Source organism: Phreatobacter oligotrophus, from assembly GCF_003046185.1.
Lineage (GTDB): Bacteria > Pseudomonadota > Alphaproteobacteria > Rhizobiales > Phreatobacteraceae > Phreatobacter > Phreatobacter oligotrophus.
The window spans coordinates 562,096-578,045 of sequence record NZ_PZZL01000002.1; the positions used below are offsets into that span (position 1 = coordinate 562,096).

The 15,950-nt window shown below is 68.7% G+C and carries 14 protein-coding genes; 6 read left to right on the top strand and 8 right to left on the bottom strand.

All coding sequences use genetic code 11. The features are described 5' to 3' along the window. Positions 1-9: 9 nt before the first annotated feature. The 8 genes from C8P69_RS06660 to coxB form a co-directional block, all read right to left on the bottom strand. Positions 10-1,359, bottom strand: a complete 1,350-nt coding sequence (locus C8P69_RS06660) for a M16 family metallopeptidase (RefSeq protein WP_108175113.1) — start codon at positions 1,357-1,359, stop codon at positions 10-12. Then, on the bottom strand, positions 1,359-2,720 hold the full coding sequence (locus C8P69_RS06665) for a M16 family metallopeptidase (protein WP_108175115.1): 1,362 nt from the start codon (positions 2,718-2,720) through the stop codon (positions 1,359-1,361). Before C8P69_RS06665 ends, C8P69_RS06660 begins: the two co-directional genes overlap by 1 nt. Before the next feature lie 136 nt (positions 2,721-2,856). Continuing rightward, the gene (locus tag C8P69_RS06670) at positions 2,857-3,735 is read right to left on the bottom strand and encodes a cytochrome c oxidase subunit 3 (protein ID WP_108175118.1); all 879 of its coding nucleotides are present in this window, start codon (positions 3,733-3,735) and stop codon (positions 2,857-2,859) included. A gap of 47 nt (positions 3,736-3,782) precedes the next feature. Beyond that, positions 3,783-4,385, bottom strand: coding sequence for a cytochrome c oxidase assembly protein (locus C8P69_RS06675; protein ID WP_108175120.1), 603 nt, complete (start codon positions 4,383-4,385; stop codon positions 3,783-3,785). Between the two features lie 8 nt (positions 4,386-4,393). After that, complete coding sequence (locus tag C8P69_RS06680; RefSeq protein ID WP_108175122.1) at positions 4,394-4,558, bottom strand: CoxF protein; 165 nt, start codon at positions 4,556-4,558, stop codon at positions 4,394-4,396. Between the two features lie 7 nt (positions 4,559-4,565). Continuing rightward, positions 4,566-5,498, bottom strand: coding sequence for a heme o synthase (locus C8P69_RS06685; RefSeq protein WP_108175124.1), 933 nt, complete (start codon positions 5,496-5,498; stop codon positions 4,566-4,568). A gap of 104 nt (positions 5,499-5,602) precedes the next feature. Next, positions 5,603-7,216, bottom strand: coding sequence for a cytochrome c oxidase subunit I (gene ctaD, locus C8P69_RS06690; protein ID WP_108175126.1), 1,614 nt, complete (start codon positions 7,214-7,216; stop codon positions 5,603-5,605). Positions 7,217-7,258: 42 nt separating this feature from the next. Then, positions 7,259-8,131 (bottom strand): cytochrome c oxidase subunit II, encoded by an 873-nt coding sequence (gene coxB, locus C8P69_RS06695; protein WP_108175577.1) that lies wholly within the window; start codon positions 8,129-8,131, stop codon positions 7,259-7,261. 638 nt (positions 8,132-8,769) lie between these two features. On the opposite strand from coxB, the gene C8P69_RS06700 reads away from it, so the two are divergent. From C8P69_RS06700 to C8P69_RS06725, 6 genes are all read left to right on the top strand, one after another. Further along, the gene (locus tag C8P69_RS06700; RefSeq protein WP_245901911.1) at positions 8,770-9,252 is read left to right on the top strand and encodes an invasion associated locus B family protein; all 483 of its coding nucleotides are present in this window, start codon (positions 8,770-8,772) and stop codon (positions 9,250-9,252) included. A 78-nt stretch (positions 9,253-9,330) separates the two neighbouring features. After that, the gene (gene tldD / locus C8P69_RS06705; RefSeq protein ID WP_108175130.1) at positions 9,331-10,746 is read left to right on the top strand and encodes a metalloprotease TldD; all 1,416 of its coding nucleotides are present in this window, start codon (positions 9,331-9,333) and stop codon (positions 10,744-10,746) included. Positions 10,747-10,827: 81 nt separating this feature from the next. Next, complete coding sequence (locus C8P69_RS06710; protein WP_108175307.1) at positions 10,828-12,675, top strand: monovalent cation:proton antiporter-2 (CPA2) family protein; 1,848 nt, start codon at positions 10,828-10,830, stop codon at positions 12,673-12,675. Next, the gene (locus tag C8P69_RS06715) at positions 12,672-14,114 is read left to right on the top strand and encodes an MATE family efflux transporter (RefSeq protein ID WP_108175309.1); all 1,443 of its coding nucleotides are present in this window, start codon (positions 12,672-12,674) and stop codon (positions 14,112-14,114) included. Before C8P69_RS06710 ends, C8P69_RS06715 begins: the two co-directional genes overlap by 4 nt. Before the next feature lie 70 nt (positions 14,115-14,184). Then, positions 14,185-15,018, top strand: a complete 834-nt coding sequence (locus tag C8P69_RS06720) for a DUF937 domain-containing protein (RefSeq protein WP_108175311.1) — start codon at positions 14,185-14,187, stop codon at positions 15,016-15,018. Between the two features lie 102 nt (positions 15,019-15,120). Then, positions 15,121-15,744, top strand: coding sequence for a Spy/CpxP family protein refolding chaperone (locus tag C8P69_RS06725; protein WP_108175313.1), 624 nt, complete (start codon positions 15,121-15,123; stop codon positions 15,742-15,744). Positions 15,745-15,950: the final 206 nt, after the last annotated feature.

Below are 15,950 nucleotides of genomic sequence, written 5' to 3' on the forward strand. Positions count from 1 at the left end.
AGCCGCGGCTCACATCCCCTCGGGCTTGCCGACCACCACCACCAGCATCCGCGGATCGGCGAACAGGCGCCTCGCCACCCTCTTCACATCGTCGAGGCTCACCGCCTCGATCAGCGCATTGCGCTGGTCGAGATAGTCGATGCCGAGCCCGTCGAGCTGGATACGGATGAGGTTCGAGGCGATCTGGATGGACGTCTCGAAGCGCAGGGCCCAGGAGCCGATGAGGTAGCGCTTGGCCTGTTCCAGCTCGATGGCCGTCGGACCGTCCGCCCCCATGCGCTTCAGCTCGGCGGTGATGACGGCGAGGCTCTCGGCCGCGCGGTCGTTGCGCGTCGAGGTCCCGCCGGTGACCATCCCGGCCGCGTCCAGGGCGGCGATGCCGGAGGAAACGGAATAGGCGAGGCCCCGCTTCTCGCGGACCTCCTGATAGAGCCGCGAGGAGAAGCCGCCGCCGCCGAGGATATGGTTCAGCACGAAGGCCGGGATGAAGTCCGGGTCCTCGCGGGTGACGCCGGGCAGGCCGAAGGAGATGGTCGCCTGCGGCACGTCGAGCGGCACGACCCGACGCTCGCCGAGGCCCGCCATGGTGACGGCCGGGACCGGCGCGAGTCGCGCCTTCGCCGGCAGGGCGCCGAAGATCTCGTCGAGCAGCGGCCCGAGCTCTTCCGCCGTGATGTCGCCGACGACCGCGACCTTCAGGTGCTCGCGGGCCAGCAGCCGGGCATGGACATCGCGCAGGTCCTCGACCGTGATGGCCTCGACGCTCTCGACCGTGCCGGCGGAGCGGCGGCCATAGGGATGGCCGGGAAAGGCAGTGGACCAGAACATGTCGCTGGCGATCGTGCCGGGCGTCGTCGAGCCGCGGCGGATGGAGGCGAGCACGGCTTGGCGGATGCGCTCCAGCGGGGCGGCGTCAAAGCGCGGCGCGGTGAGGGCCATCCGGAGGAGGTTCGCGGCCTCGGCGCGATTGTCGGTCAGCGTCCGCATCGAGCCGGAGAAGGTGTCGCGGCTCGCCGCGAAGCTGATCTCGATGGCGCGGTCCTGGAGCCGGGCGCTGAAGGTCTCGGAATCGAGGTCGCCGGCGCCCTCGTCCATCATGGCGGCGACCATGTTGGCGGTGCCCTCGCGGCCGGCGGGGTCCTGGGACGTGCCGCCCTTCATCGCAAAGGACAGCGCGAGCACGGGAAGATGCGTCTGGCGGACGAGCCAGGCCTCAATGCCGCTGGGCGAGGTCACCCGCTGGACGCGGCTGCCCTGGTCACCTCCTCCCTGCGGCTGGGCCTGGGCGGAGGGTGTGGGCGAGAGCGAGGCGAGCATGGCAAGGGTTCCGGCGGCGAGCCAGGCGAGGGCGGGCCGCATCAGCTGCGCTCCGCCCGGATGAGTTCGGCACTGACGGCGCGGCTGAAATCGAAGGCGCGCGGCGCGAGGTCATTGACCTGCCGGCGATCGACGGCGCGCACCCGCTCGACCCATTGCTGGAGGTCGGCGAGCGTCCCGCCGCAGGACAGGGCCGCGCCATACATGCGCGCCATGGAGGCCTGGCTGTCCTGGGAATAGATGGTGTCGGCGATGAGGCGGGTGCGGGCGCGCTCCAGCTCCTCGTCGGTGACGCCCTCGGCGGCGATGCGGGCGGCCACCTCGAGCAGCCCGGTCTCCAGCGCATCGAGCGCCACGCCGGGACGCGGCGAGGCATGGATGCCGAAGCGGCCGTCCCCCAGCGCCGTGCCGGCATACCAGCAGCCGGCGCTGACCGCGAGGCCGCGGTCGCTGACGAGGGTCTTGTAGAGCCGCCCGTTGGGCGAGGCGCCGACCACCTGCGACAGCAGTTCGAAGGCCTCGGCCTCCCCGGGCTTGGCCGTCGTGTAGGACGGGACCACCTGGCTGAGGCTGAGGCTCGGCTGGCGCACCCGGGGATCGGCGAGGCGCACGGTTTCGCGGGCGTCGCGGATGGCGGCCGGCGGGCGGCTGCGCGGGCGGATGGCGGGGTTGGCGTCGGCCTTGCCGTAGGTTTCCTCGGCGAGGCGGAAGACGGTCTCCGGAGTCACGTCGCCGGCGATGACGAGGATGGCGTTGTTCGGCGCGTAATGGCGCCGGTAGAACGCCATGGCGTCGTCGAGGTTGAGCTTCCGGATCTCCGACTCGAAGCCGATGATCGGGATGCCGTAGGGATGGTCCTCGCCCCAGAGGCGGGCCTGCATCCGCTCGCCGAGACGCGCGCCGGGATCGTTGTCGATGCGCTGGCGCCGCTCCTCCAGCACCACGTCGCGCTCGGGCAGGACGACGGCATCGGTGAGGACGAGGCCGGTCATGCGGTCGGCCTCGAAGTCCATCATGGCCGGCAGCTGGTTCGCGACGACGCGCTGGAAATAGCCGGTGTAGTCATAGGAGGTGAAGGCGTTTTCCTGGCCGCCGGCTGCCGTCACGGCGCGCGAGAAGACCGGCGCGGGATTGCGCTGCGTGCCCTTGAACATCAGGTGCTCGAGGAAATGGGCGAGACCCGACTTGCCCTTTTCCTCGTCAGCCGAGCCGACCCGGTACCACAGCATGTGGGTGACCACGGGGACCCGATGGTCGGGAATGGCGATGGCCTCCAGTCCATTGGCGAGGACATGGCGATAGGCGCGTTCCACGGGGATGCGCGCAAAGGCCGCCGACGGCAGGACGGCAGGCGCTGCGAGCGCGGTGAGGCCGAGTGTGAACATGCGGCGCGTCAGCTCCATCGGCGGTCCTCGTCGTGGGTCGGCTCAGCATCAAGGCACGGAAGCCAACTCGCCGCCATATGACAAGGACGTGAGCCGACTGCCAAACGAAAAGGGCGGCCCGCGGCCGCCCTCGTCGATCTCATGTGAAGGGGCTTCAGTGCCCGACCGCGCCGGCCAGCGCGCGGCCCGACCAGTCATGGCCCCAGACGTAGATGGCGGCGAACAGGAACAGCCACACCACGTCGACGAAGTGCCAGTACCAGGCCGCCGCCTCGAAGCCGAAGTGCTTCTCGGGGGTCAGGTGCGTGTCGCGGTAGAGACGCATCACGCAGACCAGCAGGAAGATGGTGCCGACGATGACATGGAAGCCGTGGAAGCCGGTCGCCATGAAGAAGGTGGCGCCGTAGATGTTGCCCGAGAAGGCGAAATGGGCGTGGGTGTACTCGTAGATCTGCAGGCAGGTGAAGAGGAAGCCCAGGATCACCGTGAACCACAGGTACATCTTCGCCTGCTCGCGCTCGCCCGTGACGATGTGATGGTGGGCGGCGGTCACGGTGGTGCCCGAGAGCAGCAGCACCATAGTGCCGAGCAGCGGGATCTGCAGCGGGTTGAAGGTCTCGATGCCCTTCGGCGGCCAGTGGCCGCCAGTGAGCTCGGTGCGCTGGTACTGGATCACCTCGGCGGGGAAGAAGGCCGCATCGAAATAGGCCCAGAACCAGGCGACGAAGAACATCACCTCGGAGGCGATGAACATGATCATGCCGTAGCGCAGGTGCAGCGACACGACGCGGGTGTGATGGCCTTCCTGGCCCTCGCGGATCACGTCCGCCCACCAGCCGTACATGGTGTAGAGCACGCCGATCAGGCCGGCGAAGAACACCACCCAGCCGATCTGCAGGCCGGCGGGGGCCATATGCTTCATCCACATCACGGCACCGACCGCCATGACGAAGGCCGACATCGAGCCCAGGAAGGGCCAGGGGCTGAGTGGCACCAGGTGGTAGTCGTGATGCTTGGCGTGGGCCTCGGCCATGGAAGTCTCCGTCTCCTCTCCGCGCCGCCAGGCGACGCGGCGATTGGTCAGTTTGTCCGCTCGGTCGTGGCCGGGCCGGTCGTCTGGGCGACCGGCTTCGGCTGGGCCTGGCGGTAAAAGGTGTAGCTGAGCGTGATCGTGTTCGCGGTGTTGGCGTTCGGATCGTCGGCGATGGCCGGATCGACGAAATAGACCACCGTGAACTCGCGCGTCTCGCCGGGGGCGAGCGTCTGCTCGGTGAAGCAGAAGCACTGGAGCTTGTTGAAGTAGCGGCCGGTCTCGTTGGGGGCGACGTTGTAGGTCGCCATGCCGGTGACGGTCTCGCGGGACGTGTTGGTGACCTTGTAGGTCATCGTGTGGGTTTCACCCGCCTTGATGCTCTGGCGGGAGGTGTCGACCTGGAAGCGCCAGGGCAGGCCGGCGCCGATGTTCGAATCGAACCGGACATCGATCGGATGGTCGATGACCCGGTCGGCCGGACGCTCGGCGCGCATCGTCGTGCCACCGAAGCCGGTGACGCGGCAGAACAGGTCGTAGAGCGGCACGGCGGCATAGGCGGCGCCGAACATGGTGGCGCCGAAGGCGAAGGCGGACAGCGCTACCTTGATGTCGCGCTTCCAGTTCCGGGGGGTGGGAGTGGTGACGCTCATGACCAGCCTCACATCGGACGCTGCAGGATGGCCGAGCCCTTCACCAGGGTGACCACCCAGAAGAGGACGCACAGGGCCCCGAGACCGAGCGCGATGGCCAGATTGCGCTGGCGCTGGCGGCGCTTCTCCTCGGGGGTGAGGATGATGCCGGGATCGGAGGTCGGCTCGCTCATGCGCGCCTCACCAGAACCGGGCCAGGACGAGATGCTCGACGAGGAGCACCGCGAAGAGGCCGAAGAGATAGAGGATCGAGAAGCCGAACATGCGGCCGGAGGCCTTGCGGGCCGCGCCGCCCTCGCGGTGGCGCAGGATCTCGATCGCGCACCAGATCATGCCGAGGCCACCGGCGGCGGCAACCAGGCCATAGGTGATGCCGGCAAAGCCGAGAAGCGAAGGCGCGACGCCGATGGGGGCGAGAACGATGCTGTAGAGCAGGATCTGCTTGCGCGTCTCCGCCTCGCCGCAGGCGACCGGCATCATCGGAATGCCGGCGCGGGCATAGTCCTCGGACTTCAGCAGCGCCAGCGCCCAGAAGTGGGGCGGCGTCCAGATGAAGATGATGAGGAAGAGGATGATCGATTCGAGCGACACCGAGCCTGTCACGGCGGCCCAGCCGATCATCGGCGGGAAGGCGCCGGCGGCGCCGCCGATGACGATGTTCTGGGGCGTCCAGCGCTTCAGCCACATCGTGTAGACGACGGCATAGAAGAAGATGGTGAAGCCGAGCAGGAAGGCCGCCAGCCAGTTGGCGGCAAGGCCCAGCATGGTCACAGAGAGAACGGAGAGCACGAGGCCGAAGCCAAGGGCTTCGGACGGCGCGACGCGGCCGGAGGGGATCGGGCGGGTAGCGGTGCGCGACATCAGCGCGTCGACGTCGGCGTCGTACCACATGTTGAGCGCGCCGGAGGCGCCGGCGCCGACGGCGATGCAGAGCAGGCTGACGGCGGCGAGGACCGGATGCAGGCCGCCCGGCGCGATGACGAGGCCGGTCAGCGCGGTGAAGACCACGAGCGACATCACCCGCGGCTTCAGGAGCGCGATGAAATCCTGCGGCCCGGCCTGGCTGACCAGGGAGGCGCGGTTCGCTGCGGTGCTGTCGTCGACGAGGGACAAGGCGAACTCGGGGTGAAGAAGGGTCGGAAGCCGCGGGATAGCGGCTCCCCTGGTCGGTGACGAGGCCCGGGGCGGTGGCTCCGGGCCTCGGTTCACGGGACGGATCAGCGGATCCGCGGCAGCTCTTCGAACTGGTGGAACGGCGGCGGCGAGGACAGGGTCCACTCCAGCGTCGTCGCACCCTCGCCCCACGGGTTCTCGCCAACCTTCTGCTTGCGGGCGAAGGCGTGAACCACGCCGGCCAGGAAGATCACCACGCCGACGGCCGCGATGTAGGAGCCGATCGAGGAGACGAAGTTCCACAGGGCAAAGGCATCGGGATAGTCGGCGTAGCGGCGGGGCATGCCCTGCAGGCCGAGGAAGTGCTGCGGGAAGAAGATCAGGTTCACGCCGACGAAGGTGACCCAGAAGTGCAGCTTGCCGATGAACTCGGAGTACATGTAGCCGAACATCTTCGGGAACCAGTAGTACCAGCCGGCGAAGATGGCGAAGACGGCGCCGAGCGACAGCACGTAGTGGAAGTGGGCGACGACATAGTAGGTGTCGTGGAGGGCGCGGTCGACGCCGGCATTGGCGAGGACGACGCCGGTGACGCCACCGACGGTGAACAGGAAGATGAAGCCGACGGCCCAGAGCATGGGCGTCGCCATGCGGATGGAGCCGCCCCACATCGTGGCGATCCAGGAGAAGATCTTCACGCCGGTGGGCACCGCGATGACCATGGTGGCGGCGACGAAATAGGCCTGGGTCGTGACCGACAGGCCCGCCGTGTACATGTGATGGGCCCAGACGATGAAGCCGACGACGCCGATCGCGACCATGGCGTAGGCCATGCCGAGATAACCGAAGACGGGCTTCTTCGAGAAGGTCGAGACGATATGGCTGACGATGCCGAAGGCCGGCAGGATCAGGATGTACACTTCCGGGTGGCCGAAGAACCAGAAGAGGTGCTGGTAGAGGATCGGGTCACCACCGCCGGCCGGGTCGAAGAAGGTCGTGCCGAAGTTGCGGTCCGTCAGCAGCATGGTGATGGCGCCGGCGAGAACCGGCAGCGACAGCAGCAGCAGGAAGGCCGTGACCAGCACCGACCAGGCAAAGAGCGGCATCTTGTGCAGCGTCATGCCCGGGGCGCGCATGTTGAAGATGGTGGTGATGAAGTTGATGGCGCCGAGGATGGACGAAGCGCCGGCGATGTGGAGCGACAGGATCGCGAAGTCCATGGCCGGGCCCGGATGGCCCATCTTCGAGGAAAGCGGCGGGTAAGCCGTCCAGCCGCCGCCGAAGCCGTTGGAGCCGGTCGGACCCTCGACGAAGAGGGAGATCAGCAGCAGGGCGAAGGCGGGGGGCAGCAGCCAGAACGAGATGTTGTTCATCCGCGGGAAGGCCATGTCCGGCGCGCCGATCATGATCGGCACGAACCAGTTGGCGAAGCCGCCGATGAGGGCGGGCATGACCATGAAGAAGATCATGATCAGGCCGTGGCCTGTGGTGAAGACGTTGAAGGTGTGGGGATTGGAGAAGATCTGCATCCCCGGCTCCATCAGCTCCAGACGGATGCCGATGGACAGCGCGAACCCGATGAGCCCCGCGATGATCGCGAAGATCAGGTACATCGTGCCGATGTCCTTGTGGTTGGTCGAATAGACGTAGCGCTTCCAACCGGTGGGAATGCCGTGGTCGTCGTGATGGTCGGCGGCGGTCGCGTGAGCGTTTGCCATGGTGATTACGATCCTGAACAGGTTCGACGGGGTGCCGGCGCGTCAGCGCGCCGTGGCGATCTCGTTGGCGGCGACGGTGGTCGACCGGCCGGTATCGGCGAACTTCTTCTTCGCGTCCTCGACCCAGGCGGCGAAGGCCTGCTCGGAGACGACGCGCACCGCGATCGGCATGAACGCGTGGTCCTTGCCGCAGAGCTCGGAGCACTGGCCGTAGAAGATGCCCTCGCGGGTGGCACGGAACCAGGTCTCGTTGAGGCGGCCAGGAACGGCGTCCACCTTGATGCCGAAGCCGGGCACCGCGAAGGCGTGCATGACATCGGAGGAGGTCACCTGCACGCGGATGGTCTTGTTCACGGGAACGACCACCTCGTTGTCGACGGCGAGGAGGCGCGGAACCTCGCGGGCCGGCGCGCCGGCCTGGATGCGCTGGCGACGCTCGTCATCCGTTTGCATGTTGGAGACGAAGCTGAAGTTGCCGTGGTCGGGATAGTCGTAGGTCCAGCGCCAGCTCGAGCCCGTCGCCTTGATGGTCATGTCGGCGCGCGGGATCACCTGCTGCTGGTAGAGCAGGCGGAACGAGGGGATGGCGATCACGATCAGGATGAGGACCGGGATGACCGTCCAGGCCACTTCGAGGCCGACATGGTGGGTCGTCTTCGAGGGGACCGGGTTCCGCTTCTCGGAGAAGCGATAGATGCAGTAGGCCAGGAGACCGGCCACGAAGATGCAGATCACGGTGATGATCGGCAGCAGGAAGCCGTTATGGAACCAGTGGATGAAGTCCATGATCGGCGAGGCCGATTCCTGGAACCCGAGGGCGCCCGGCGACGGTTGGCCCATGCCTTGTTGCGCTTGGACCGCGCCAGGCATCGCCACCAAAACGGCTGCGAGCGCCGCGGCGCCCGACATGCGCATCCCGAGCGAGACGTTGCCGCCCCGACCCGTCGACGCGCTGTTCCGCATCGCCAAACCCATGGTCCTTCGCTCCATATCCATGGACCGAAAATCGTCGCATTCGGTCCCGATCCTGCCGGTCGCAGTCCAGGCGGGTCGGATGACCGCACGCCCGGGCTTCGGCTCCCCTCGATACGATCCGAGACGTCTCTCCGATCAGAGCCTCATCCAAACGGGAGGGGCCGGGGGTGCGCCCCCTTGAAACACAAAAACGCCATGCTCGCAATGCGCCCTTTAGAGCCTTTCGAACGAGAAGATGGGGCCTTCCGCCGCGGCATCAGGCCGAACCCGTAGCCGGGAGGGAAAACCCCGCCCGCGCCCGGGGCGGCGACAGGCCGGGGCGACAGGCTTTCGGCGATTTGGTGCACAATCTTGACACCATGATCGCGGAATGGTCCCTCGCCCTGTCCAATCCGCCACACGGCGGTCCAGGCGATTCGCACTCCGGCCGCAGGCGGGAGCGCGTGCGCCGGGGAGCAAGGGTGACGCCCGGGAGCCGCCAAAGGCTCCGATCGAAAGTTCCGCAACAAAGGACGATGCCGATGTCGCCGTTCCAGATCGCCCGCAGGACGCTCGACCGCGCCACCGTCGCCGCAGGCATGACTGCCTTTGCGCTCCTGGTCAGCCTTGCGGGTGCGGCGCCGGCCCTGGCGCAGGGCGCCGTGAGGGCGACCCACGGCGACTGGCAGGTGCGCTGCGACACGCCGCCCGGCTCCCGTTCCGATCAGTGCGCACTGGTGCAGAACGTCGCGGCCGAGGACCGGCCGAATGTCGCCCTGACCGTCATCGCGCTGAAGACGGCTGACGGAAAGGCGCGTCTCCTGCGCGTTCTGGCCCCGCTCGGCGTGCTGCTGCCCTCCGGTCTCGGGCTGAAGATCGATACGGCGGATATCGGCCGGGCCGGCTTCGTGCGCTGCCTGCCCTCGGGCTGCGTCGCCGAGGTGGTGATGGACGACAACCTGCTCAACCAGCTCTCGACCGGCCAGACCGCCACCTTCATCATCTTCCAGACGCCGGAAGAGGGAATCGGCGTGCCGGTGTCGCTCAACGGCTTCAAGCCGGGCTTCGAGGCGCTTCCCTGAGGGTCTGCCCCTCGCGCCCGGGCCGCCGTCGCATTAGATAGCCGGTCAGAACCCCGTTCCTCCTGCGACGGAGCCGTCATGGCCGACCAGTCTCTCCTTGCCCGCGCCGGGCTCGATCCGGCCATCGCGCGGTCCGTGCTCGCCGATGCGCTGACCGGCGCCGACGACGGCGAACTCTTCCTCGAATATCGCCAGTCCGAATCGCTGGTCTTCGACAATGGCCGGCTGAAACAGGCGGGTACCGACAACGCCCAGGGCTTCGGCCTGCGCTCGGTCAAGGGCGAGGCGGTCGGCTACGCCCATTCCTCCGACGTGTCGGAAGCCGCCCTGAAGCGCGCCGCGGAGACGGTGCGCGCGGTGGCCGGCGGCTATTCCGGCACGCTCGCGGCGGGCCCCGTCCGCTCGAACGTGCGGCTCTACGCCGACGACAATCCGCTGGCCGCCCCCGCCTTCGGCGACAAGGTGAAGCTGCTGGAGACCATCGACGCCTATGCGCGGGCGAAGGATCCGAAGGTGCGGCAGGTCACGGCCTCGCTGGCCGCCTCGTGGCAGGTGGTCGAGATCATCCGGCCCGACGGCGAGCTTTTCCGCGACATCCGCCCTCTGGTCCGCCTCAACGTCTCCATCGTCGCCGGCTCTGGCGACCGCCAGGAGGTGGGCAGCCACGGCTTTGGCGGACGCGCCGGCTATGCCGAGTTCATCACCGAGGGCCGCTGGCACCATGCGGTCGACGAGGCGCTGCGGCAGGCGCTGGTGAACCTTGAGAGCATCCCCTCCCCTGCCGGCGAGATGGACGTGGTGCTCGGGCCGGGCTGGCCGGGCGTCATGCTGCACGAGGCGGTGGGCCACGGCCTGGAAGGCGACTTCAACCGCAAGGGCCAGTCGGCCTTCGCCGGCCTGATGGGCGAGATGGTCGCCGCCCCCGGCGTCACCGTCGTCGATGACGGCACCATCGCCGACCGACGCGGCTCGATTTCCATCGACGACGAGGGCACGGCCTCGCACCGCACGGTGCTGATCGAGAACGGGCGCCTCGTCGGCTACATGCAGGACCGGCAGAACGCCCGGCTCATGGGTGTGGCCGCCACCGGCAACGGCCGGCGCGAAAGCTATGCCCACGTGCCCATGCCGCGCATGACCAACACCTATATGCTGTCGGGGAGCCATACGCGGGACGAGATCATCGCCAGCGTGACAAACGGCCTCTACGCCGTCAGCTTCGGCGGCGGTCAGGTCGACATCACCTCGGGCAAGTATGTGTTCGAGTGCACCGAGGCCTACCGGATCGAGAACGGCAAGGTCGGCGCGCCGGTGAAGGGCGCCATGCTGATCGGCTCGGGGCCGGCCGACATGAAGCGCGTCACCATGGTCGGCAACGACATGAGCCTCGACACCGGCATCGGTACCTGCGGCAAGGCGGGCCAGTGGGTCCCGGTCGGTGTCGGCCAGCCGACGCTCAAGATGGAGCGGATCACCGTCGGCGGCACCGGCTGATGGACTGCGAGGGGTAGGCATTCCGCATCGCCCCGCCTTAAGCTGCCGCAATAGCCGCTCCCCGACGCAGGTCCGCTCCCGATGGCCGACGCCCATTCCCCCGCCGCCTTCGTGGTCCCTGCCGTGACGCTGCTGGCGGCGGCGGTGGTGGCGGTGCCGCTGTTCCGCAAGGCGCGACTCGGCTCGATCCTCGGCTATCTCGCCGCCGGCCTCGTCATCGGCCCCTTCGGCCTGCGCCTCATCTCGGACCCTTCGGCGATCCTGCACATCGCCGAACTCGGCGTCGTCATGTTCCTGTTCATCGTGGGCCTCGAGATGCGGCCGGCGCGGCTCTGGAGCCTGAGGAAGCAGATCTTCGGGCTCGGGCTGCTGCAGGTCGGCGTCTGCGCCGGGCTTCTGACCCTGGTCGGCATGGCCGGAGGCTTCCCGCCGGCCGTGTCCTTCGTCGCCGGGGCCGGCTTCGTCCTCACCTCCACCGCCATCGTCATGCAGACGCTGGAGGAGCGTGGCGAGATCAACACGCCGCCCGGACAGAAGATGGTCTCCATCCTGCTGCTCGAAGACCTCGCCATCGTGCCTCTGCTGGCGCTCGTCGCCTTCCTCGCCCCCGCGGTCACCGGCGTCGCCGACGGCAACCTCGCCTCGCGGCTGACCGCGGTCGCTATCGGCATCGGCTCCATCGCCGCGCTGATCGTCGCCGGGCGCTACCTGCTGAACCCGCTGTTCCGCTTCCTCGCCGCGCAGGGGGCGCGCGAGGTGATGACGGCGGCGGCCCTGCTGGTGGTGCTCGGATCGGCGCTGGCGCTGCAATCGGGCGGCCTTTCCATGGCGCTCGGCGCCTTCCTCGCGGGCGTGCTGCTGTCCGAATCGACCTTCCGCCACCAGCTCGAGGCGGATGTGGAGCCGTTCCGCGGCATCCTGCTCGGCCTGTTCTTCATGGCGGTCGGCATGTCGCTCGACCTGTCGGTGGTGGCGGCCGAGTGGCGGCTCGTCGCGACCTATGTCGTCGCCTACATGGTTGCCAAGGCCATCGGCATCTATGCCGTCGCCCGCCTCACCCGCTCGAACCATGGCGAGGCCATCGAGCGCACCGTGATGATGGCGCAGGGCGGCGAATTCGCCTTCGTGCTCTATGCCGCCGCGACCAGCGCCGGGCTCATCGACGGCCGCGCGAATGCGACGCTCACCGCCATCGTCATCATCTCGATGGTGCTGACCCCGCTGGCGCTGATGGGGCTGAAATATCTCATGCCGAAGGACGAGAGCCCCTCGCTCGATGGCATCGACGTGGCGGACGGCCTCACCGGCGAAGTTCTGATGATCGGCTTCGGCCGCTTCGGCCAGGTGGTCTCCCAGTGCCTGTTGGCGGAGAAGGCCGAGGTCTCGATCATCGACAACGACGTGGAGATGATCCAGGCCGCCGCGACCTTCGGCTTCCGCATCTATTACGGCGACGGCACGCGGCTCGACGTGCTGCACGCGGCGGGCGCCGGCAAGGCGCGGCTCATCTGCGTCTGCGTCGACAAGCGGGAGGCGGCCGACAAGATCGTCGAGCTGGTCAAGGCCGAGTTCCCGCTCGCCAAGCTCTTCGTGCGCTCCTTCGACCGCGGACACACGATCCACCTGCGCAACGAGGGTGTCGACTACGAGATCCGCGAGGTCTTCGAGAGCGCCCTCGTCTTCGGGCAGGAGGCGCTGGCCATCCTCGGCGTCGACCAGGATGCGGCGGCCGAAATCGCGGCCGACCTGCGCAAGCGCGATGCGGCGCGGCTCGAAATGCAGATTCACGAGGGGATCCAGGCCGGCATGCATCTCATGCACCAGCAGAAGCCGACCCCGACGCCGCTCACCGAGCCGAAGCGCAAGGCCAAGCCCCTCAACCCCGAGGCCGAAGACGTGCTCAGCGACGAGACGAGGTTCTCGGGATGAGTGCCGCAACCCCCGCGCGGGTGCCCGGAGCCTTCACGCAGGGCTCGACCATGCGCCACGTCATCGTCATGACGCTGACCGGCTCGGTCGGCCTGATGGCGATTTTCGTCGTCGACCTGCTCAACCTCTTCTACATCGCCCAGCTCGGCGAGCAGGAGCTGGCGGCCGCCATCGGCTATGCCGGCACCGTGCTGTTCTTCCTGACCTCCTTCGGCATCGGCTTCTCCATCGCCGGGACAGCCCTCGTCTCCCGCGCGCTCGGGGCCGGCGACCGGCACAAGGCGCGGCGGCTCGCAACCTCCAGCCTGGTGCTGATGGCGCTGGTGATGATCGTGCTGTCGGTGGCGATGCTGCCGGTGTCGGGCCAGATCCTCTCCGCGCTCGGCGCCAGCGGGCGCACCCACGCCATCGCCGACCGCTTCCTCTGGATGGTCGTGCCGGCAACCGTCTTCCTCGGCCTCGGCATGATGTATTCCGGCATCCTGCGGGCGGTCGGCGATGCGCGGCGCGCCATGTGGGTGACGCTGGTGGGCGGGCTCGTCACGGCCGGGCTCGACCCGTTCTTCATCTTCGGCTTCGGGATGGGCGTCGATGGCGCAGCCGTCGCCTCCATCATCTCGCGCATCGCCATGGCGGTGGTCGGCTGGCGCGGCGTGACGGTGGTGCACCAGCTCACCGCCAAGCCGCACCTCAAGGCCATTGTCGAGGACGTCCGTCCGCTTGCCGCCATCGCCGTGCCGGCCGTTCTGACGAATGTCGCGACGCCGGTCGGCAACGGCATCGTCACCGCCATGATCGCCCGCTACGGCGACGGGGCGGTCGCCGGCTGGGCGGTGCTCGGACGGCTCGTGCCGGTGGCCTTCGGCGCCTTCTTCGCCCTGTCGGGCTCGGTCGGGCCGATCATGGGGCAGAATGTCGGCGCGCGCCGCTATGACCGGGTCAGGCAGGTGCTGGTCGACAGCCTCGTCTTCATGAGCCTCTACGGCATCGCCGTCTGGCTGGTCCTTCTCCTGCTCTCCGACCAGGTGGTGCGCCTGTTCGATGCCAGCGGCGCGGCGGCTGCCGTCATCGCCTTCTTTTGCGCCTACGCCTCGCTGGCCTGGGCCTTCAACGGCGCCGTCTTCGTCGGCAATGCCGCCTTCAACAATCTCGGCTTTCCCACCTATTCCACCGCGCTGAACTGGGCGCGGGCGACGGTCGGCACGGTGCCCTTCGCCATGGCGGGCGCCTGGATCGCCGGTCCGGCGCATGGCGCCGAGGGCATCATCGCCGGCCAGGCGGCCGGCGGCATCCTCTTCGGCATCCTGTCCATGGCCATCTGCTTCCGCGTCATCGCCCGCATGGCGGATCGCCCGCCGGCCGAGCCGCCGCAGCCGGCCCCGCCGCCTGCCGCGCAATCCCCCTTCACCTCCGGCAAGGGCGCGACCGCCGGCCCGTGACGGCGCCGGGAGGGCGTGGTTAGATGCCAGACGCAGGCGGGAATCGCCGCGTCAGGGGAGCGTCACGACCATGTTCAACCTCGCCGAGATCCTCGCCCAGGCGCAGAAGCAGCAGGGCTTCGACCAGATGGCCGCGCAGTTCGGCATGGGCGCGCAGCAGATGAAGACGGCGATGGACGCGCTGCTGCCCGCCTTCTCCCTCGGCCTCAACCGCGCGACGCAGTCGCCGATGGACATGGCGCAGCTCTTCGGCCTCTTCGCCAGCGGCACCAATTACGCGCAGATGTTCGAGCAGCCGATGGCGGCGGGCCAGGCGATGATGACGGCGGGCCAGCAGGCGCTCGGCCGCATTTTCGGCCCCGAACTCTCCCAGGCCATCGCCCAGCAGACGGCTGTCGCCACCGGCTTCCAGCAGGAGGCGATGAAGCAGGTCATGCCGGTCATGGCCTCCATGCTCATGGGCGGCCTGATGAAGGGCGCCATGGCCGGCCAGAACCCGCTCGGCGAGATGATCACCGCCATGGTGGCCAAGATGATGCCGCCGCAATCGACCGCCGCGGCCGATCCGGTCGGGGGCATGATGGGGATGTTCGGCAACTTCTTCCCCCAGGCGGGCAAGACCGCCGGCGCCATGCCGCCCATTCCCGGGCTCGAGCAGATGATGGAGCTCGGCCGCCAGATGCAGGCGGCCAATCCCCTGCTCGCCGCCGCCATGGCCCCGCCGCAGCCGGCGGCCGGCGAGGCGACCGGCCCGCGCAGCCTCGGCCAGCAGGCGGCCGACACCTGGACGGCGACGATGGGGCGGATGTTCGAGGCCGGGCGCGAGGTGCAGGACCAGCAGCTCGCCCAGCTCGAGGGCCTCTTCGCCCAGTTCGGCAAGGCGCCCAGGGCCGACCAGGCCTGACGCCCGGCGCCACATGAACGAAGTTTAACTAGGGGTCCGCGGCGCGCGATCCTAGATTCTCCTCAAGCGGATCGGGGGGCCGACCCACGAGGAGACTTCTCCATGAAGACCAGGATCATCGCCGCAGGCGTTGCCGCCAGCATGGCGCTCGCCGCCGCCGCCCTTGCCCAGCCGGCCCCCGGGCCGCGCGGTCCGGGTGGCCCTCCCGGCCCCGATGCGGCCGGCCCCGGCCCGGATGGTCCGCGTGGCCCCGGCTGGCGCCGCATGATGAACCCGGAGGACCGCGCCGCCATGACGGATGCGCGGATCGCCGGCCTCAAGGCCATGCTGCGCCTCACCCCCGATCAGGAGCGCCACTGGCCTGCGCTTGAAACCGCGCTGCGCGAGGCGGCCAGCCAGCGCGATGCCCGCATGACAGAGCGGATGCAGCGCTGGCGCGAGATGCGGGAGAACCGCGACGCGGCGCGCCCGGACCCGGTGCAACGCCTGCGCACCGCCGCCGACCGCATGGCCGCCAACGCCGCGACCATGCGCAAGCTCGCCGATGCGGCGGGCCCGCTCTACGCCTCCCTCGACGAGGCCCAGAAGCGCCGGATCGACCGCGTCATGGAACGCGGCGGCCGGATGGGCTGGGGCCCGGGCATGGGCATGGGCGGCGGCTGGGGCGGCCACGGTGGCCATGGTGGTCGCGGCGAAGGCCGTGGCGGCGAGGGCGGCCGCCTCTGACCTCTGGTGTCATCGCTTTTTCACGGGCCCGCCATGCGCGGGCCCGTTCCTTTTCGGGACGCAATGAAAGGTTCCGGCAAGGGAGTTGAAACCCGGCGTTTACCCTGTTCGCCCACAGTGTGGCCTCCATACCGGTCCGTGTGAGGGGTCGCCCGGCCATGATGCCTTTCGAGGGCCCAGAAGAGCCCGCGCCTCCGCGTCGCGTT

Excerpts from the sequence above, each read along its gene's own strand:
- C8P69_RS06700 (WP_245901911.1), top strand. The coding sequence starts at position 8,770 with ATGACTGCCTTTGCGCTCCTGGTCAGCCTTGCGGGTGCGGCGCCGGCC.
- C8P69_RS06675 (WP_108175120.1), bottom strand. The coding sequence starts at position 4,385 with ATGAGCGTCACCACTCCCACCCCCCGGAACTGGAAGCGCGACATCAAG.
- C8P69_RS06715 (WP_108175309.1), top strand. The coding sequence starts at position 12,672 with ATGAGTGCCGCAACCCCCGCGCGGGTGCCCGGAGCCTTCACGCAGGGC.
- C8P69_RS06710 (WP_108175307.1), top strand. The coding sequence starts at position 10,828 with ATGGCCGACGCCCATTCCCCCGCCGCCTTCGTGGTCCCTGCCGTGACG.
- ctaD (WP_108175126.1), bottom strand. The coding sequence starts at position 7,216 with ATGGCAAACGCTCACGCGACCGCCGCCGACCATCACGACGACCACGGC.
- C8P69_RS06665 (WP_108175115.1), bottom strand. The coding sequence starts at position 2,720 with ATGGAGCTGACGCGCCGCATGTTCACACTCGGCCTCACCGCGCTCGCA.
- C8P69_RS06660 (WP_108175113.1), bottom strand. The coding sequence starts at position 1,359 with ATGCGGCCCGCCCTCGCCTGGCTCGCCGCCGGAACCCTTGCCATGCTC.
- C8P69_RS06725 (WP_108175313.1), top strand. The coding sequence starts at position 15,121 with ATGAAGACCAGGATCATCGCCGCAGGCGTTGCCGCCAGCATGGCGCTC.
- coxB (WP_108175577.1), bottom strand. The coding sequence starts at position 8,131 with ATGCGCATGTCGGGCGCCGCGGCGCTCGCAGCCGTTTTGGTGGCGATG.
- C8P69_RS06670 (WP_108175118.1), bottom strand. The coding sequence starts at position 3,735 with ATGGCCGAGGCCCACGCCAAGCATCACGACTACCACCTGGTGCCACTC.
- tldD (WP_108175130.1), top strand. The coding sequence starts at position 9,331 with ATGGCCGACCAGTCTCTCCTTGCCCGCGCCGGGCTCGATCCGGCCATC.
- C8P69_RS06680 (WP_108175122.1), bottom strand. The coding sequence starts at position 4,558 with ATGAGCGAGCCGACCTCCGATCCCGGCATCATCCTCACCCCCGAGGAG.
- C8P69_RS06720 (WP_108175311.1), top strand. The coding sequence starts at position 14,185 with ATGTTCAACCTCGCCGAGATCCTCGCCCAGGCGCAGAAGCAGCAGGGC.